Source organism: Methanococcus aeolicus Nankai-3, assembly GCF_000017185.1.
GTDB classification, from domain to species: domain Archaea; phylum AGJL01; class Methanococci; order Methanococcales; family Methanococcaceae; genus Methanofervidicoccus; species Methanofervidicoccus aeolicus.
This window is the reverse complement of record NC_009635.1, coordinates 949398-965857: the sequence shown is the minus strand read 5'-3', so window position 1 is coordinate 965857 and position 16460 is coordinate 949398. Positions and strand designations below refer to the sequence as shown.

General features: G+C 29.7%; 16 protein-coding genes and 1 pseudogene. 13 read left to right on the top strand and 4 right to left on the bottom strand.

The genetic code is table 11. From position 1 onward, the window contains the following. The 5 genes from MAEO_RS04735 (at nucleotide 1) to nuoB (ending at nucleotide 5635) form a co-directional block, all read left to right on the top strand. Entirely contained in the window at nucleotides 1-915 is a 915-nt protein-coding gene (locus MAEO_RS04735) for a respiratory chain complex I subunit 1 family protein (protein ID WP_011973653.1), read from the top strand. Then, nucleotides 915-1547 carry a hypothetical protein gene (locus tag MAEO_RS04730; RefSeq protein WP_011973652.1) on the top strand — a complete coding sequence of 211 codons (633 nt, stop codon included), beginning with the start codon at nucleotides 915-917 and terminating at the stop codon, nucleotides 1545-1547. The genes MAEO_RS04735 and MAEO_RS04730 overlap by 1 nt, the downstream gene beginning before the upstream one ends. 60 nt (nucleotides 1548-1607) lie before the next feature. Then, a complete protein-coding gene (locus MAEO_RS04725; protein WP_011973651.1) occupies nucleotides 1608-3020 on the top strand; it encodes a proton-conducting transporter transmembrane domain-containing protein in 1413 nt (470 codons plus the stop codon). A gap of 305 nt (nucleotides 3021-3325) precedes the next feature. Next, the gene (locus MAEO_RS04720; RefSeq protein WP_011973650.1) at nucleotides 3326-4882 is read left to right on the top strand and encodes a hydrogenase large subunit; all 1557 of its coding nucleotides are present in this window, start codon (nucleotides 3326-3328) and stop codon (nucleotides 4880-4882) included. 12 nt (nucleotides 4883-4894) lie between these two features. Then, complete coding sequence (gene nuoB / locus MAEO_RS04715) at nucleotides 4895-5635, top strand: NADH-quinone oxidoreductase subunit NuoB (RefSeq protein WP_011973649.1); 741 nt, start codon at nucleotides 4895-4897, stop codon at nucleotides 5633-5635. Between the two features lie 33 nt (nucleotides 5636-5668). Here nuoB and MAEO_RS04710 read toward each other — a convergent pair. From MAEO_RS04710 to MAEO_RS04695, 4 genes and pseudogenes are all read right to left on the bottom strand, one after another. Beyond that, a pseudogene (locus MAEO_RS04710) lies at nucleotides 5669-5899 on the bottom strand (ATP-binding protein); the annotation flags it as partial. Continuing rightward, nucleotides 5898-6674, bottom strand: a complete 777-nt coding sequence (locus MAEO_RS07755) for a DUF5655 domain-containing protein (protein ID WP_394296025.1) — start codon at nucleotides 6672-6674, stop codon at nucleotides 5898-5900. The gene MAEO_RS07755 and the pseudogene MAEO_RS04710, both read right to left, overlap by 2 nt. A gap of 289 nt (nucleotides 6675-6963) precedes the next feature. After that, nucleotides 6964-8001 (bottom strand): A24 family peptidase C-terminal domain-containing protein, encoded by a 1038-nt coding sequence (locus MAEO_RS04700; protein WP_011973647.1) that lies wholly within the window; start codon nucleotides 7999-8001, stop codon nucleotides 6964-6966. Between the two features lie 12 nt (nucleotides 8002-8013). Beyond that, nucleotides 8014-8388 (bottom strand): cysteine-rich small domain-containing protein, encoded by a 375-nt coding sequence (locus MAEO_RS04695; RefSeq protein ID WP_011973646.1) that lies wholly within the window; start codon nucleotides 8386-8388, stop codon nucleotides 8014-8016. Between the two features lie 87 nt (nucleotides 8389-8475). Between MAEO_RS04695 and MAEO_RS04690 the strand changes: the two genes are divergently transcribed. The 8 genes from MAEO_RS04690 to MAEO_RS08020 all read left to right on the top strand — a co-directional run bounded on the left by MAEO_RS04690 (nucleotide 8476) and on the right by MAEO_RS08020 (nucleotide 16443). After that, on the top strand, nucleotides 8476-9225 hold the full coding sequence (locus MAEO_RS04690) for an HDIG domain-containing metalloprotein (protein WP_011973645.1): 750 nt from the start codon (nucleotides 8476-8478) through the stop codon (nucleotides 9223-9225). A 94-nt stretch (nucleotides 9226-9319) separates the two neighbouring features. Beyond that, a complete protein-coding gene (ade, locus tag MAEO_RS04685; protein ID WP_011973644.1) occupies nucleotides 9320-11110 on the top strand; it encodes an adenine deaminase in 1791 nt (596 codons plus the stop codon). Then, nucleotides 11107-12081, top strand: a complete 975-nt coding sequence (locus tag MAEO_RS04680) for a methionine synthase (RefSeq protein ID WP_011973643.1) — start codon at nucleotides 11107-11109, stop codon at nucleotides 12079-12081. The genes ade and MAEO_RS04680 overlap by 4 nt, the downstream gene beginning before the upstream one ends. A gap of 33 nt (nucleotides 12082-12114) precedes the next feature. Then, nucleotides 12115-13104 carry a tetratricopeptide repeat protein gene (locus tag MAEO_RS04675; protein WP_011973642.1) on the top strand — a complete coding sequence of 330 codons (990 nt, stop codon included), beginning with the start codon at nucleotides 12115-12117 and terminating at the stop codon, nucleotides 13102-13104. A gap of 346 nt (nucleotides 13105-13450) precedes the next feature. Then, nucleotides 13451-14128 carry a selenouridine synthase SelU-like subunit gene (locus MAEO_RS04670; protein ID WP_011973641.1) on the top strand — a complete coding sequence of 226 codons (678 nt, stop codon included), beginning with the start codon at nucleotides 13451-13453 and terminating at the stop codon, nucleotides 14126-14128. Nucleotides 14129-14286: 158 nt separating this feature from the next. Further along, complete coding sequence (locus MAEO_RS04665; RefSeq protein WP_011973640.1) at nucleotides 14287-14958, top strand: selenouridine synthase SelU-like subunit; 672 nt, start codon at nucleotides 14287-14289, stop codon at nucleotides 14956-14958. A 224-nt stretch (nucleotides 14959-15182) separates the two neighbouring features. Next, nucleotides 15183-16088, top strand: coding sequence for an RNA-guided endonuclease InsQ/TnpB family protein (locus MAEO_RS04660; RefSeq protein WP_232202513.1), 906 nt, complete (start codon nucleotides 15183-15185; stop codon nucleotides 16086-16088). Between the two features lie 52 nt (nucleotides 16089-16140). Continuing rightward, nucleotides 16141-16443, top strand: a complete 303-nt coding sequence (locus tag MAEO_RS08020; RefSeq protein WP_232202512.1) for a transposase — start codon at nucleotides 16141-16143, stop codon at nucleotides 16441-16443. The last annotated feature ends 17 nt before the right edge of the window (nucleotides 16444-16460 follow it).

Genomic DNA, 16460 nt, shown 5'->3' with positions numbered 1-16460 from the left:
ATGGAATCTATAATATATTATTTACTTACGGTTTCACTTGCTCCGCTGTTTCCTGGTGTGATTGATAAAGTAAAGGCATTATCTGCGGGTAAAAAAGGACCTTCTGTATTTATAAAATATTATGATTTAATAAGATTCTTAAAAAAAGGACTGGTATACAGTAAAAACACAACCTGGGTATTTAGATTTGCACCCTTAATTATATCCAGCATATATTTATTGGCTCTCCTATTTTTTCCAATCGCAGGAGAAAAACCAGTAATTTCATTTGCATATGATTTTATTATGGTGGTGTATTTATTTGCTTTAAGTAGATTCTTTCTACTTCTTAGCTCATTAAACACGGCTTCTTCATTTGAAGGAATGGGCGCTAGTAGAGAGGCATTTATGTCATTTTTGGCAGAAGGCTCTTTATTTATGACATTCATATTGGTGATAAAACTTACAGGAGCTCCCAGTCTGTTGGACATGTTGGGTAGTGTAGGGGCTCAAACATTATGGAATCAAGCGGGAATATTTGCCATAATATCAATAATTGTATTATTTATGGTATTAATTGTGGAAAATGCAAGAAAACCAATAGATGACCCAGATACACATTTAGAATTAACTATGATTCACGAAGTAATGATATTAGATAATAGTGGTCCTGATTTGGGATTAATGGAATTAGGAACATTTTTAAAATTCCTATTCTTTAGTGGAATACTTTCAAGATTAATATTTCCCGTGGATTTTGGAATTGGGGCTTTAAATTATTTGGCATTTATAATTGGAATATTTGTAATAGCTTTTGCCGTAGGAATTATGGAATCTATCAGAGTTAGATATAAACTTCCTAGAAATACATCTTTCCTAATGTCATCATTCGCCTTAGCTACACTTGCACTAATATTCTCTATCGGGGTGAGGTAATGATTGAAATATTATATTATGAAAAATTAATTATTGCAGCCATAATCGGAACCGTATTGTTGACCTTGAATACACACAGATTATTTTCACTTGTTAAAACAATAGCGGTTCAAAGTTTTTTAGTTTCCGTTCTTACAATAATTATTGGAGGTGGAGAAATAACTACCTACGGACTTATTATAGCTTTGAGCACTTTGGTAATACGGTCTTTCTTTATACCGAGTTTTTTAATGTATGCAACGAGAAAAGGAAATATTAAAAGAGAGCTCAATCCATTAATTGGATATCAAACATCGTTATTTTTTGGATTAATCGTTATAGGTATAGCATCTATATGGTCAGGATATTTGAATTTCGATATTTCCGAAAAATTATTGTTTATTGGCGGTATGACTACAATAATTCCAGCACTATTTCTTTTAATGGCTAGGAAAAAGGCAATTACACAAGTATCTTCTTATTTAATGCTTGAAAATGGCATATCTATTGTTGGTTTGATGATAGGAAAAAATATGCAATATGTAGTTGAATTTGGAATACTTTTGGATATTCTAATTTGTGTAATGCTTATGACAATAATTATTAATCAAATTAACAAACTTTACACTACCGAAGACTACAAAAAAGAATAACGGACTGCAAAAATCATTATAATAATTTAATTAAAATGTATGGATATAGAGGCGAATAAGATGGATGAATTAGTAGTTATAATTCCTGCATTAGCTGGGGTTATTGCCTACTTTATAAAGGGAAAGCTTACAAGATATATTCCATTTATAGCAGCAATAATTCAGGTTATTATTACAGCATATATATTTATTGAACCTAGCCAAGTAATATTGTTAAAAAATTATATATTTATCACACCACTTGGAAAAATAGTGCTTGGTATAATTTCGTTATTATTTTTAATGGTGTCATATTATTCCATAGACTACTTTAAAAATTCCAACTATGAATCAGAACATATTTACAGTTCTATGCTGTTGTTCTTTGTGTCTGCAATGAGTTTGACGGCAATTTCTGACCATATAATCCTTACATGGATAGCTATTGAAGCTACAACAATTTCAAGTGCTCCGCTGATATTTTTGCATAAAACAAGGGATTCAGTCATGGCTACATGGAAATATATTATTACCTGTTCCGTAGGAATTTCACTTGCATTATTGGGCTCTTTCATTATATTACAATCGTTTACACAGCCTATTCAAGTTTCTGGGCTTTTATTCTCTAATCTAATGGCATATACTGGAACAATAAATCCATTGTGGTTTTTAGTTGGATTTGTGTTTATACTCATAGGATATGGAACAAAAGTTGGTTTAGCTCCCATGCATATCTGGCTTTCAGATGCTCATGGGGAAGCTCCAAGTCCTGCATCGGCACTACTTTCGGGAGCTCTGTTAAATTGTGCTTTCTTACCCATATATAAAATCAATGTTCTTGCAGGATATCTTAATTTGGGAGAAATTACAGGCAAAATGATGATAGCTCTTGGTTTATTCTCTGTATTTGTGGCTGCTGCATTTATGCCTGCTCAAAAGGATTATAAAAGATTGCTTGCATATTCTAGTATTGAAAACATGGGTATTATAGTATTGGGGGCTGGAATTGGAGGTATAGCATTGCTTGGGTCGATTTTCCACATGATAAATCATTCACTTATTAAATGTGCTCTGTTTTTAGCTACTGGAAATATGCTTCTTCAATATGGCACAAAAGATATATCCAAAGTAAAAAATTTCTTTAAATTGTTGCCAAAAACAGCATTTGCATTTACGCTTGGGGCAATTGGTATTTCAGGATTTCCGCCGTTTGGATTGTTTCTAAGTGAATTATTAATAATATTTGGAGCATTTACTGGACATTACTATGCAGTGGGATTTTTATTTATTATTGCATTGATTTTGGTAATTGTAGGATTCTCTAAAAAAATTATTCAAATATGTTATAGTGAATCAGAGGAATGTAACATTAAACCGATGAAAGAAAGCTTTGGGCTGTATGCTCCAAGTTTAATTATGTTATTCATTTCGCTTATAATTACTGCAATTATGTTTAGTTCATATCAAGACTATATATTAAATTTTATACAATAGTTCAAATGTTTGAATATAATAGTTAATCTTCAATGGCAGTCCTAATTATTGAATAAAATCCTTTTAGGATTTTATACAAAAGCATAGCTTTTGTAAACAAAATCCTTTTAGGATTTTGTACAAAATCGAAGATTTTGTAAATAAATTCCTCTGTTGTTGTATCGTAATATGAGATTTTATATTCTTTAACTATGCATTACAGGAATTGTTCGAAGATTGACTATAAATTAATATTAAAAAGGAGCTCCCTGTGAGGCATTCTTAAAATAAAATTATAATTATATAATTTATATAAGGTGAATTAAATGGGATTATTAAAAATAGATAATGGAATGGCAGTAAATGTTGAAGATATACCTATAATTCCATTTGAGGAATTCAAGGATAAAATTTTAAAATTTACAGAAACCGGATATGTTGTTCAGCATTTTGCAATTCCCTCTTATAATATTAATAAAAATAATAGCAATGAAAATAAATATAAAATATATTCAGTTTTGAGAAATGATACAGAATTATATGTATTAAGCACCATGGTGGGAACCTCCTTTGAATCACTTTCACAATATAATATTAAATTTCAAATGTTTGAAAGGGAAATAGCAGAACAATATGGAATTGTTCCTAAAAATCACCCATGGCTTAAATCTGTAAGATACCATAAAAATTATAAGGGAGCTCCCGATGTATTTGGTAATAATTACACAGCACCTATTCCTGGAAATTATCCATTCTATGAGGTGGGCGGTGAAGAAATACATCAAGTTGCAGTTGGTCCAGTTCATGCGGGAATTATTGAGCCCGGACATTTTAGATTTAACTGTATCGGGGAAACTATTTTAAGTCTTGAAATCCAACATGGATATCAACATAGAGGCATCGAAAAACAAATATTAAATTGTAAAAAAGAAGTATTGCCATTAATTATCGAATCCATAGCAGGAGATACTGTAATTGGCAATAGTATCTGTTTTTCGGAAGCTATTGAATGGTTAAGTAATTGTAATTATGAAGCAAATGAGCCACTATATAATTATAGAAGATTATTATTGGAAATAGAAAGGATAGCCAACCATATCGGAACGATGGGCGGTCTTGCAGGAGATGTGGGATATATACCTACGGCATCATATTACGGTAGGATCAGGGGGGACTTTTTAAATATGTTTGTATTGATATGCGGAAATAGATTTGGTAGGAGCTCAGTGCGACCTTTCGGAGCTCCTTTTAAACTCAGCGATGACCACATAAAAGAGCTCATTAAAAGGTTTGAACAGCTTAAAAAAGAAGTTATTGATGTAGGCAATCTAATGCTAGATAATCCAGAAGTTCTTGGAAGATTTGACTACACGGGTATAGTAGATACAAAAACAGCCAAGTTAATAGGTCTTGTAGGTCCAGCAGGTAGGGCATCGGGAATAAAATATGATGTAAGGAAGAGCTTTTCAAAGGCTAAGAATATTTACAACCGTGGTATAGGGCTCGTAGCTAGAAAAGACGGAGCTGTTAGTTCCAGGGCAAAAACATACTTTTACGAAACCCTTGACTCCATAGAATTTTGCATAGAGCTCCTTAAAGTCGCAGATTTCCAAATCAATGACAGTGCCGATAAATTAGAAAAAATAGAAAAAACAGTATTAAAACCTAACAGCTTTATAATAACCATGGAAGAAGCTTGGAGAGGTGAGCTCTCCCATTGTATAATCACGGATGAGAATGGAAACATAATTAGATATAAAATAAAAGACCCATCATTCCACAACTGGACAGCACTTGAATTGGTAGTTAGAAATGAAGGAATATATGATTTCCCTCTGTGCAACAAAAGTTTTAACTTATCATACTGTGGTTTTGACCTTTAATGAGGTGTATATATGAACAACATAATTATCAACCGGATAACGCAGGGATATAGGACAGTTGAATTTCCCAGTGATAAAATACAGCTTCCCGAAGCATACCGAGGAAGACCAGTCTTAAATCAGGATGCAGCAGATGAGGATGTGCAAAAAGTGGCATCTATATGCCCCACAGGTGCAGTAAATCTTAATGATAGAACTTTGGACTTGGGAAAGTGCCTATTCTGTGGCAAATGTCAGTTTATAAAACAGAATTTTATAATATTTACAAGAGATTACAGAATGTTTGCCTTAAAAAGGGAAGATTTAATTATAAAAGATACATTAAAAGAACCGGATACAAGTAGTTTAAAAAGTATAAAAAAATTATTTGGAAAATCTGTATATTTAAGAGAAGTATGTGCAGGTGGATGCAATGCCTGCGATGCCGATATAAATGTTTTGAATACGCCAGTTTATGACTTATCTAGGTTCGGTATTAAATTTGTGGCATCGCCGAGACATGCAGATGGTCTTGTAATCACAGGACCAGTCACAAAAAATATGGAGCTCGCACTCATGAAAACATATGATGCGACTCCTTCTCCAAAATTTGTTATAGCAGTTGGCACATGTGCAATATCGGGAGGAATATTTAGGGAAAACGAGGAAGTAGTTGGCGGAGTTGATAAAATATTGCCTGTGGATTTATATATTCCCGGCTGCCCTCCACACCCATTTACAAATTTATATGCATTTGTAAAATTCTTTAAATAATATCTTTAAAATACTTTTAATTCTTAAACTTTTTTAAACCACTTTCTTAATAGCATTCCATACCAAAAATGACTGTGGTTTTAATGTTCCTTTTTGTGGATTTAGGAATAAAATGTTTTGTTTTATTAATATATCTCTAATTTTTTTAGGAACTTTAAAATCATCAATTTCATAATTGTTTTTAAACAATTTTAAGGCATTGATTACATTTTTATATAGTTCCTCTTCTTTTTCTTCGATATCTTCTAAAAAGTATCTCATTTTATTTTTTTAATTTTTTATTTTTATTATATTCATAACTTTGTTTTATTAATGACATTATATATTCTAAATTCATGTTTTTATTTAGTGATATACCATAATCACCATTACCCCAATGTCCTGTATTACTTACATCAGCAGTTATTTTTTTATCATCATTTAAATTCCCTTTTGGAATTAATAAAGATAAATTTAATTTAGACTTATTAACCACAATATATACAAAATTAGTATTTGATATTTTACAGGCAATATAGTGTTTTAATGGTTTTATAGTTATGTCGTCTCCAATATTCAAAATCTGTTTTTTTAATTCGTTGTATAATTCAACAATATTATTGGGTTTTCCATTTAAATGGTGTTCTTCTGTGTAATTTGATTTATTATTGCCCTCTGTATTGTTGTTATTATTTTTATCGGCGTTTCCGTTGTTGGTCGGTGGTTCTTCATTGTAAGTATGTAGTTTATTAAACAAATGAATATGTTCCTCTAAGCAATTAGAGTTTTTTCTTTTAAATGTTTTAAATTCTATTGTCTTTATATCGTGGTATTTTGATAATCCATTAAGCCCCGTTTTAACTTTATTGGTTATTTCATCAATTATTATTACAATTGATGGATTTGTATCTATAATGTCTGATATGTGTTTATAAACTTCTTTGATATGGTTTGTTTTAAATAGTGCCTCTTTAAATGGTTCATTATTAACTTCATTATAAAATTTATCGGACAATTCTTTTTTAGTATTTGGATTGTCAATGGCATCTAAAAATCTCATAATTTGAGAATTTACATGACTATATATATCATGGTCTTTTAATTCTACTTCAACAATATACCAATTTTTGTTTTTTAAATCCACTACAAAAGCATCGGGGATAGTCCCAACATTAGCCACCGTTTTTATTTTGGATTTATTAAATAATAGCGTATTATCTCCAAAAATTTCTTTGTGGTGCTCAAAAACCATTTTCTCCAATTCATTCTCATATTTATAATTGTATTGTATGTATTCTACCCCGTCTTTTAGCAAAATCATATTTCCATCTTATTTTTAAAATTTATATCTAAAATAAATTAAAATAATAATGAAGCACTAAAACCACCACATAACCAACTAATACAAATGGAACAAATGGATATGTTGTAATTAAATTTAATTCATTAGGTATTTTTCCTTCTTTATGTAATTTTTGTAGGAGCTCCAAGTCCTCCTTATATAGTCCTTCCCCATCTGTCATCAATATTTTTTTATTTTCTGTTTCATTTTTGCCCATTTCAGCATCTACCATTAATTTAAATCTTTTTAAGATATTTGCCCCCTCTACGGTTACAGAATTTCCTTCAATTGTGATAATGTCCCGTAATATGTCTCCCTCTTTTAAGTCTTTTACCAATTTTTTACTGGATATTTCTGCACCAGTTAAGGCATAGATCACTATTGATATAAGGCTTAATTCCCCAACATAGACCAAAAATTGCAACAATACCTGATTATTCACAAAATAATTATAATCTAACAAATACAGCCCAATCAAATACAATGGTGCAAAAAATCCTGCCTTTTTTGTAAATTCTTTATATCCGCTTACTTTTCTAGATATGAATACAGATAATATAATATATCCCCAAACAAACAATATTGCATATGGAACATTGTAAAAACTAATTATATAGATAATAATGCCCAACACCATTGCCAAATATGCCGAAGAAGGAATTATTTCTTTCCAATATTTTTTCAATATATTTAGCATAGGATAAAATGCAGATATTCCCGCACTAATTCCTATTAATATTAATATTGCCTTTGGAATATACAATATTGTTCCAGCAAATAGGAAAATCGGAGCTAAAACTGTAAATAATTTTATATCTCCCCCTCCCATTCCGATACCCAATATTAAACATAATATTAAAGTTGATAAAAATGCCCAAATTGCCTCAAATCCAAATAAATAAAATCCCAAAGGTAAATTAATAATTAACATTATGATGGTAATTATATGGGGAATTTCCCTTGTTTTTATGTCTGTGTAGGTAGCTATGGACAATAAAATAAAATTAATAATATATGCAATGGTTAAATAATCAAAACTAATCATAATATCCCTTTATTATTTATTTACTTTAATATTCTTTTTATATTTCTTTTTAACTTTTTCCCTTATTTTTAACATCAATTCATGATTATCCATAATATTAACGGCATCGTCTATATTTTTATCATTTGTAATTTTTAATATTTCTTTTAATATTTCTGATGCTACTTCTGGTCGATGCACCCACCCACAATTCATACAACTCCATATGGTAGTTCCGTCTTTTCTGGTGATTAATTCTCCAAATTCTTCGTCATTGCATGGATAAAATGGACAATAACACCATAAACAAACTTGATTATCATAATGGCATGGATAATATTCACAATCCCTGTTTGCACCACATAAATTGAATACTTTTTTTAAATGATTTTCATGGAGCTCCAACATACTATTATCACCAATTTTTTTATCATTTGTATATTATTTATATATTTAATAACATATATAAAAATTAACAAAAAATGAGGTATTATTATGGAACAATCACCTACAAGAAAATTATATAATATGGATGATTTATTTAATTTGGTAGAAAAAATAGAAGATAAAGATTTAAAAAATATCGTTATTGATTTTATAAACAATCCTTTGCCATCGCATAAGGATGTAGAGGATACCAATATACCATTTGAACAATCTCCTGCAAGCATAAGGTGGCATCACAAATATGAAGGAGGATTAATTGAGCACACCATGGCAATTACAGATTTGGCATTAAATATGGCAAAATCTCTTGAAAATAGTTATAATTTACAATTAAATAAGGATTTAATTATTGCGGGGGGGATATTGCACGACATAATGAAGCCTCAAAATTATATTATAAAAGATAATAAAAATAATGGCAATAATAACAACCAATATGACCATATATCAGAGTTTCATTTGGAGCATCTGACCCTTATGGTGGCAGAAATGTATAAAAGAAATGTGCCAATGGAATTAATAAAAATTGTGGCATCACATCATGGAGAATATGGGGCCATGAAACCCGACAGCATAGAGAGTTGGTTATTACATTATGCGGACAGTATTGATGCCTCATTAAATGATGTGGCAATAAAAATATGCAATGCCAGAGCAAGAGATATGGGAATACAAGAACAGGATATTTACGAAGCATTTACCCCATTAAAAATTTATGAGCTCCGTTCCACAGTTGGAAAAGAAAAATTAAAAGAATATTTGAACGGCGTATTTATAAACGAATGTGAAGAAGATTAAACACAATGACATATATTGATAAATCATATACACGCATAAAATATAATATAAATACTTTTCTATTTTTTTGGATTTTTAGATTTCTGGTGTAATTATGATAATATTAAAAAATGCCAACATTGTGGGCGTCAGGAACGGAACAATAGTAAATGGAAGTATTGGAATAAATGGGGATAAAATAGCTTTTGTGGATTATATTGATTACAACAACCATAATAATGACAATATATATAATAAAAACGAGAACACACAGGAAATTAGACGAAAACAACGATTCAATACTCGAAGCGAAGCTCCAGTAAAAATAATTGATTTAAAAGGAAAATTCGTATGCCCCACATTTATTGATGCCCACATACATATAGAATCATCTCATATTACTCCATCAGAATTTGAAAAATATGCCTTAAAATATGGCGTATCAAAGGTAATAATAGACCCACACGAAATAGCAAATGTGGTTGGAGTCAATGGTATTAAATTTATGCTAAATGATGCGAAATTACTTGATGTTTATTGTATGGTTCCTTCCTGTGTTCCGGCCACAGAATTAGAAACCAATGGAGCTCCAATAACTTCAAAAGATATTGAGGAATTATTTAAACAAAATAATTACAGAATATTGGGATTGGGAGAGGTAATGAATTATATTGGAGTAATAAACAAAGATAAAAATATTATTGATAAAATAAATATGGCTAAAAAATATAATAAACTAATAGATGGACATGCACCTCAATTAACAAGGGAGGACTTAATTAATTATGTTAATATGGGCATAATGTCAGACCACGAATGCACAACAGAAGATGAAGCACTGGAAAAGCTCCAATTGGGATTAAAATTAATGGTTAGAGAGGGGACAGCTTCAAAAAATATATATTTATTAAAAATAATTGATATTTTAAAAAGAAAAGGCACATACAATAAATTATTTAAAAATATAATGCTTGTTAGTGATGATATTTCTGTAAAAGACTTAAAAGAAGGATATTTAATAAATACACTTAAAAAAGCAGTTAAATATGTAAGCCCCATTGAAGCAATTCAAATGATTACAATTAATCCAGCAAATTATTTTGGACTTGATATGGAAATAAAACCAGATAATTATGCTGATTTAATCATATTTGATGATTTGGAGGAATTTAAAATAAATTCCGTAATTATTAAAGGTAAATTTTTAAATGAATTAAATAAATATAATAAAAATAATAATATTAAAAACAATAAAAATAACAATGATAATTTAATAAATAAATCAATAAATTATAATTACAAAACAGAAAATGATTTTTTGATTGACGGAATTGATGGGGGGGGAGCTCCCATATCAACCAATTCAAAAGTTAGAATAATTGAGCCAATAGGGAGCTCCCTTATAACTAATGAAATAATGTTAAATATAGACGATGCTAAAACAAAATTGAAGAATAACGAAATAAATAGAATATTCGTTTTAGAAAGACATCGAAATACCAATAAAATAGGAAAAGGACTTATAAAATATTTAAAAACTGGAACAATAGCTTCGTCTTATGCCCACGATAGCCATAATGTGATAGTTATAGGAAATAATTTAAAAGATATAGCCATTGCCGTTAATCATTTAAAGGATATGGGAGGAGGATTTGTTGCCGTAAAAGATGGGAAAATAATTGAGCAGGTAAAACTAAATATGGGGGGAATTATGGGGGCCGATGGAGAATATATTTACAAAAAAATAAATGACATAGAAAATAAGACAAAAAATTGGAGTATAATTGAAAATAACAACCTATTTTTATCTATGTCTTTTTTATCTCTTTCAGTAATTCCCAATTTAAAAATAACGGATTTTGGACTAATTAAAAATAATAAAATTGTTAATCTGGTGGAATTATGATTAAAACAGTAGTTGGAAGTTATCCCGTAGTTAAGGGAGCTCCGCAAAATATAATGGATAAAATAAAAGATAAATTAGGAATGTTCGACGAATTTAAATATGCCATAGAACAGTCAATTTATGGGCAGGTAGAGGCTGGAATAGATATATTAAGCGACGGGCAAACTAGGGGAGATATGGTTGAAATATTTGTAAGTAATTTATATGGATTTGAGGGAAAAAGAGTTGTAGGCAAAATAGAACACACAAAACCAATAACTCTTAATGATATAAAATACTCAAATAAAATATTGAAATCTCTGCCAAATACTCAAAATAAAAGTATTAAAGGATTGTTGACGGGACCATGCACAATAGCATCTTCCATAAGAATAGAAAATAATAATCATTATTCAGATAATAAAGACGAAAATTTAATCTATGATTTGGCAGTTGCCTTAAAAAAAGAAGCCTTAGATATTCAGAATGAGGTATCTACAATACAAATTGATGAGCCCATATTATCCACAGGAATGTATGATTTGGACATGGCAAAAAAGGCAATTAATTTAATTACAGAGGATTTAAACATACCTATATCAATGCATGTTTGCGGTGGCGTGTCGGGGATATACTCGGAGCTCCATAATTTTAATGTAGATATGTTGGATTTTGAATTTGCATCAAATAAGAAAAATCTTGAAGTTTTGGAAGATATTAATAAAAAGATAGGATTTGGATGTATTAACACAAAATTAAAAACAGTTGAATCGGTTGATGATATTAAATCCCTTATTGGAGAAGGGGTAGAGATTTTAAAAAATAACTCTAAATTTAACGGCATAAATGGAAATATGGTCGATAAATTAAATAATTTTGTAGTTATCGACCCAGATTGTGGTATGAGGTTATTACCGTTGGGCGTAGCACAACAAAAATTAAAAAATATGTGCATGGCATGCGATGAATTTGAAAATGAAATAAAAGAATAAAAATAAAAAATAAAAGAATAAATAGGAGATAATTTGGAAAAAGAATGGATAAAGGTAGGAATTACATTATATGGGCAAAGAAGATATATGGACGCAATAGGGGCGATAGATACGGCAATATCCATTAACCCAAAAAATAGCAACGCCTGGAAGCATAAAGGTATCGCATTTAGAAAATGGAAAAAATACCCCAATGCAATAGAATGTTTTGATAAGGCACTAAATTTAAACCCAAAAAATAGCAGTGCTTGGATGCACAAAGGAGTTTTATATGGCAAAATAAATAAATATGAAGAAGCAATAACATGTCTCGATAAATCATTAGAATTAACACCAAATAATGCCCGAGTTTGGATATATAAGGGAGTAATACTTAGAAAATGGGAAAAATATGAAGAAGCAATAACTTATTTTAATAAGGCGTTGGAAATAAATCCAAAAGATGCCCGAGTTTGGAAACATGCGGGAGTTCTATTTAGTAAATTGGAAAAATATGAAGAAGCACTGTTATGTTTTAACAAAGCAACAGAAGTTAATCCACGAGTTAAACAGATTTTCGATGAAAAAGGAGTTGTGCTTGAAAATTTAGGGAGGTATGAAGAAGCACTGGAATGTTATAATATTTTATTGAATAGAAACCCAAAAAATAGTGGAATATTAAATCTTAAAATACGAGTTCTTAGAAAGATGAAAAGATACGAAGATGCCCTAAATTGCTGTGATGAGGTATTAAATATAAATCCAGAAAACAAAAATACTTATTTTATTAAACTACAAATACTCAGAAATTTGGAAAGATACGAAGATGCCCTAAATTGCTGTGATGAGGTATTAAATATTATTTCAAGTTCAAAAAAAGGCAATATTTGGAATATCAAAGGAGATATATTCAATGATTTGGGGGAGTATAATAAAGCAATAGGATGTTTCAATAAGGCGTTGGAAATAAATCCGCATGATGATTATGCCAAACAAGGCAAAATATTTGCAATCAATATATTGGAATTGCAAGAGGATATGTAATCTAACTATTTTTAACATTATATATGATTTTACAATTTTGCATTTTCTATTTATATATTTAAATTAATATCAATTAACTTTTTTAATAACATTTTAATAACATAATATTATATTATAAAAAATATTATAAAAATCCGGTGTTTTCTAACATATGGTCATTAATAGTTAGGATAAATAAGGGACAGTTATTGAACTTACTATATGTGCTGTATTTGGATATTTTCAATAAATATGAATTATTTTTTTAATTGTTATATTATATTGAATGATTTGTTTGATATGCGTTTTACTAATGCATCTGTCGATTTACATTTGTGAGATATTCAGGAATTTTTATGGTGCTATTATGATAATTTTTGGATTATTTGGAAAAACAGGTTGTGGAAAAACCGAAATATTGGAGGAATTAAAAAATTACCATCCTGTAATAGATATAGAAGGATGCGGGAACACAAGAGGTAGTATTTTAGGAGATTTATATCATTTGAAACAAAATGACCAAAAGACATTTGATAAATTATTAAATGAACAAATTGAAAAGGCAAAGGAAAAAGGATACTGTATATTAGAGTTTGAAGGTAGTAGAATAGGAGGCAATATTAAATTGGATATTCCAGAGCCATTTTCAAATTTAAAGAATTATGATTATTGTATGGTTATAAACTGCCCCTATGAGTGCCAAATTCAGCGACTTTTGAGTTATTATTTGCCAAAAAATGAAGAAGAGAAAAAATTATTGCTTGAAAAATTCAAGACGCTTAAAACACTGTTTAAGAGGGAAGAAAAAATTAAGTTTGTTGGCGAAATAATTGAACTTCTGGAAAAGGAGGACTATTACAACTCTGCTAAATTAATTGAGGAAAAATTATATGGTGACGCCTACATGAGGCCACTGAAAAAAATAACCGTCGATTTGGATGTATATAATACGGATTTATCAAAATCTGTTGAAATAATAAATAATTTTGTGAATGAAAAATTAACTGAACATAATATAACTGAACATAATATAAATAAAAATTAAAAATATATGGCATGTTCAAGAATATTTTATACTCCAAATAGCATGCTCTCGATATTTGTATATATGTTTTTGTCCAACTGATAAACTATCATAAGGACATTAAAAGAACAAAAACTTTTTGAACACACAATATAATAAAAATAAAATATAATGATAATATGGACGAAGAAATACTTTCAAGACTACTGACATTTAAAAATACCGTAATATTGGCAATACAGTTAAAAACTGGAAAAAAATTAATAACTGATGGAAATAAAATATTGGCTGGAAAAATAAGTGGAGAATTGGCTTCATTTATATTGAATAAATCAAAAACTATTGAGTTCCCTACAACTTTAAAATATAAAGATGAATTAATTTATTTTGAACCAATCGATATTAAAAAATATTTGGGTTCTATTGGCAAGGAGCTCCTTGACGAAGTAATTACATTATCGGATTTTGAAGAGATGGATAAATCAAATGTTGTTATTGTTGATGCCAGAGCTCCGAGAGAATATGCTAAAAAAACTATTCCAAATGCTATAAATGTGCCTATTTTTTTAGACGATGAGCACGAAACAATAGGAAAAACCTATAAACAAGAAGGCAGGGATAAAGCTATGAATTTAGCTTCTGAGATAATCGGGGAAAGTATAAAAAGAATAACCCAAAATGCCATAAAAATTGATAACAACAAAACAATTGTGGTATTTTGTGCAAGGGGAGGAATGAGAAGTCAGGCAATGGCAACTATTTTTAAATTATTGGGCTTTAAGGTAAAAAGATTGATAGGAGGATTTAAAGGATATAATTTAACTTATTCCATAAGAAGTCCCCTTCCGTAAGGGATTAAACAAAATCCTTCGGATTTTGTAGCCCTCCGCTTCGCTACGGGAGGATGAATTATGGTAATAACTTTTAGTTTTTATTTATTTATATATATATATATATATATTTCTTTCGCTTCGCTCGGAAATGTGAGTAAATATTATTTAGTTAGACCAAAGAGAAATATATAAAAATGATAATATACTAAGTTTTCTTAAACATGTTGATGTTGTGATTACACATGATGAGAACTTATAAGTTTAGGATATATCCCTCTAAGAGACTCCAAGAAACAATAGAAGAGCATCTAAACATTTGTAGATACCTCTATAATTATCTTTTGGAACAAAAAACTAAAAATCCGAAATTAAACAAGGGAGACACTCAAAAACTAATCACAGAGCATAAAAAGGAAAATCCTGAACTTAAAAAAGTCCATTCCAAAGTCCTTCAACTTGTGAATAATAAACTTTGGGGTAGTCTCAAAGCATTAGGAAAACTAAAACAGAATGGGCATAAAGTAGGTAGATTAAGATTTAAATCATCTAAAAATCACTATAAAACGATAGAATACAATCAATCAGGTTTCAAGGTTGATTATAAAACCAAAAGACTTAAACTATCCAAAATAGGAGAAATTCCTATAACACTACACAGAAAAATTAAAGGAGTAATTAAAGGAATAATTATAAAAAAAGAACCAACTGGTAAGTGGTTTGCCTTTTTTCAAGTGGAAGAAGAACCTAAACCATTACCTAAAACTAATAAAGTTATAGGTATCGATTTAGGAATCGATGGTTATGCCATCGATTCAGACGGGAACAAATTTGAAAATCCTAAATTTATTGACAAAACTTTAGATAAAATAAAGAAAGTCCAAAAGAACTTATCTCGAAAGGTTAGGGGTTCTAATAACTACAAAAAGACCAAATTAAAACTTATCAATGTTTATGATAAATTAAACAATCAGAAAAATGATTTTCTACATAAACTATCAAGGTATTATGTAAATAACTATGATAAAATAGTTTTAGAAGATTTAAATATAAAATCAATGGTTGAAAACAAAAAATGTCAAAAGACCTTAAACCGTCATATTCTTGATGGTTCTTGGAAAAAATTCATAAATTTGCTTCTCTACATCTAAAAATTTGCTACGCAAATTTTTACGATTTAGCAAATCTCCGATTTGCTAAAAGGTGGAAGGTGCTGGTAGAGAAGTAATACTTGTAAATCCTGCATATACTTCTAAAAAGTGTTCCAACTGCGGTTTTGTAGTTAGTAGTTTAAAATTGTATGATAGGCTCTTTTTCTGTCCAAACTGCGGTTGGAATATTGATAGGGATTACAATGCGTCCCTAAATATATTAAAGTCAGGGCTTGGAGAGTCCGTTGTACCTGTGGAGGGGAGACCTCTACTCAGAATTATACCTTACATAAAGGTAATCTCTGGGCAAGTATCCCCTATGAGTCAGGGAGCTCCTTCCGTAAGGGAGGGGTAATTCACACAAATAATTAT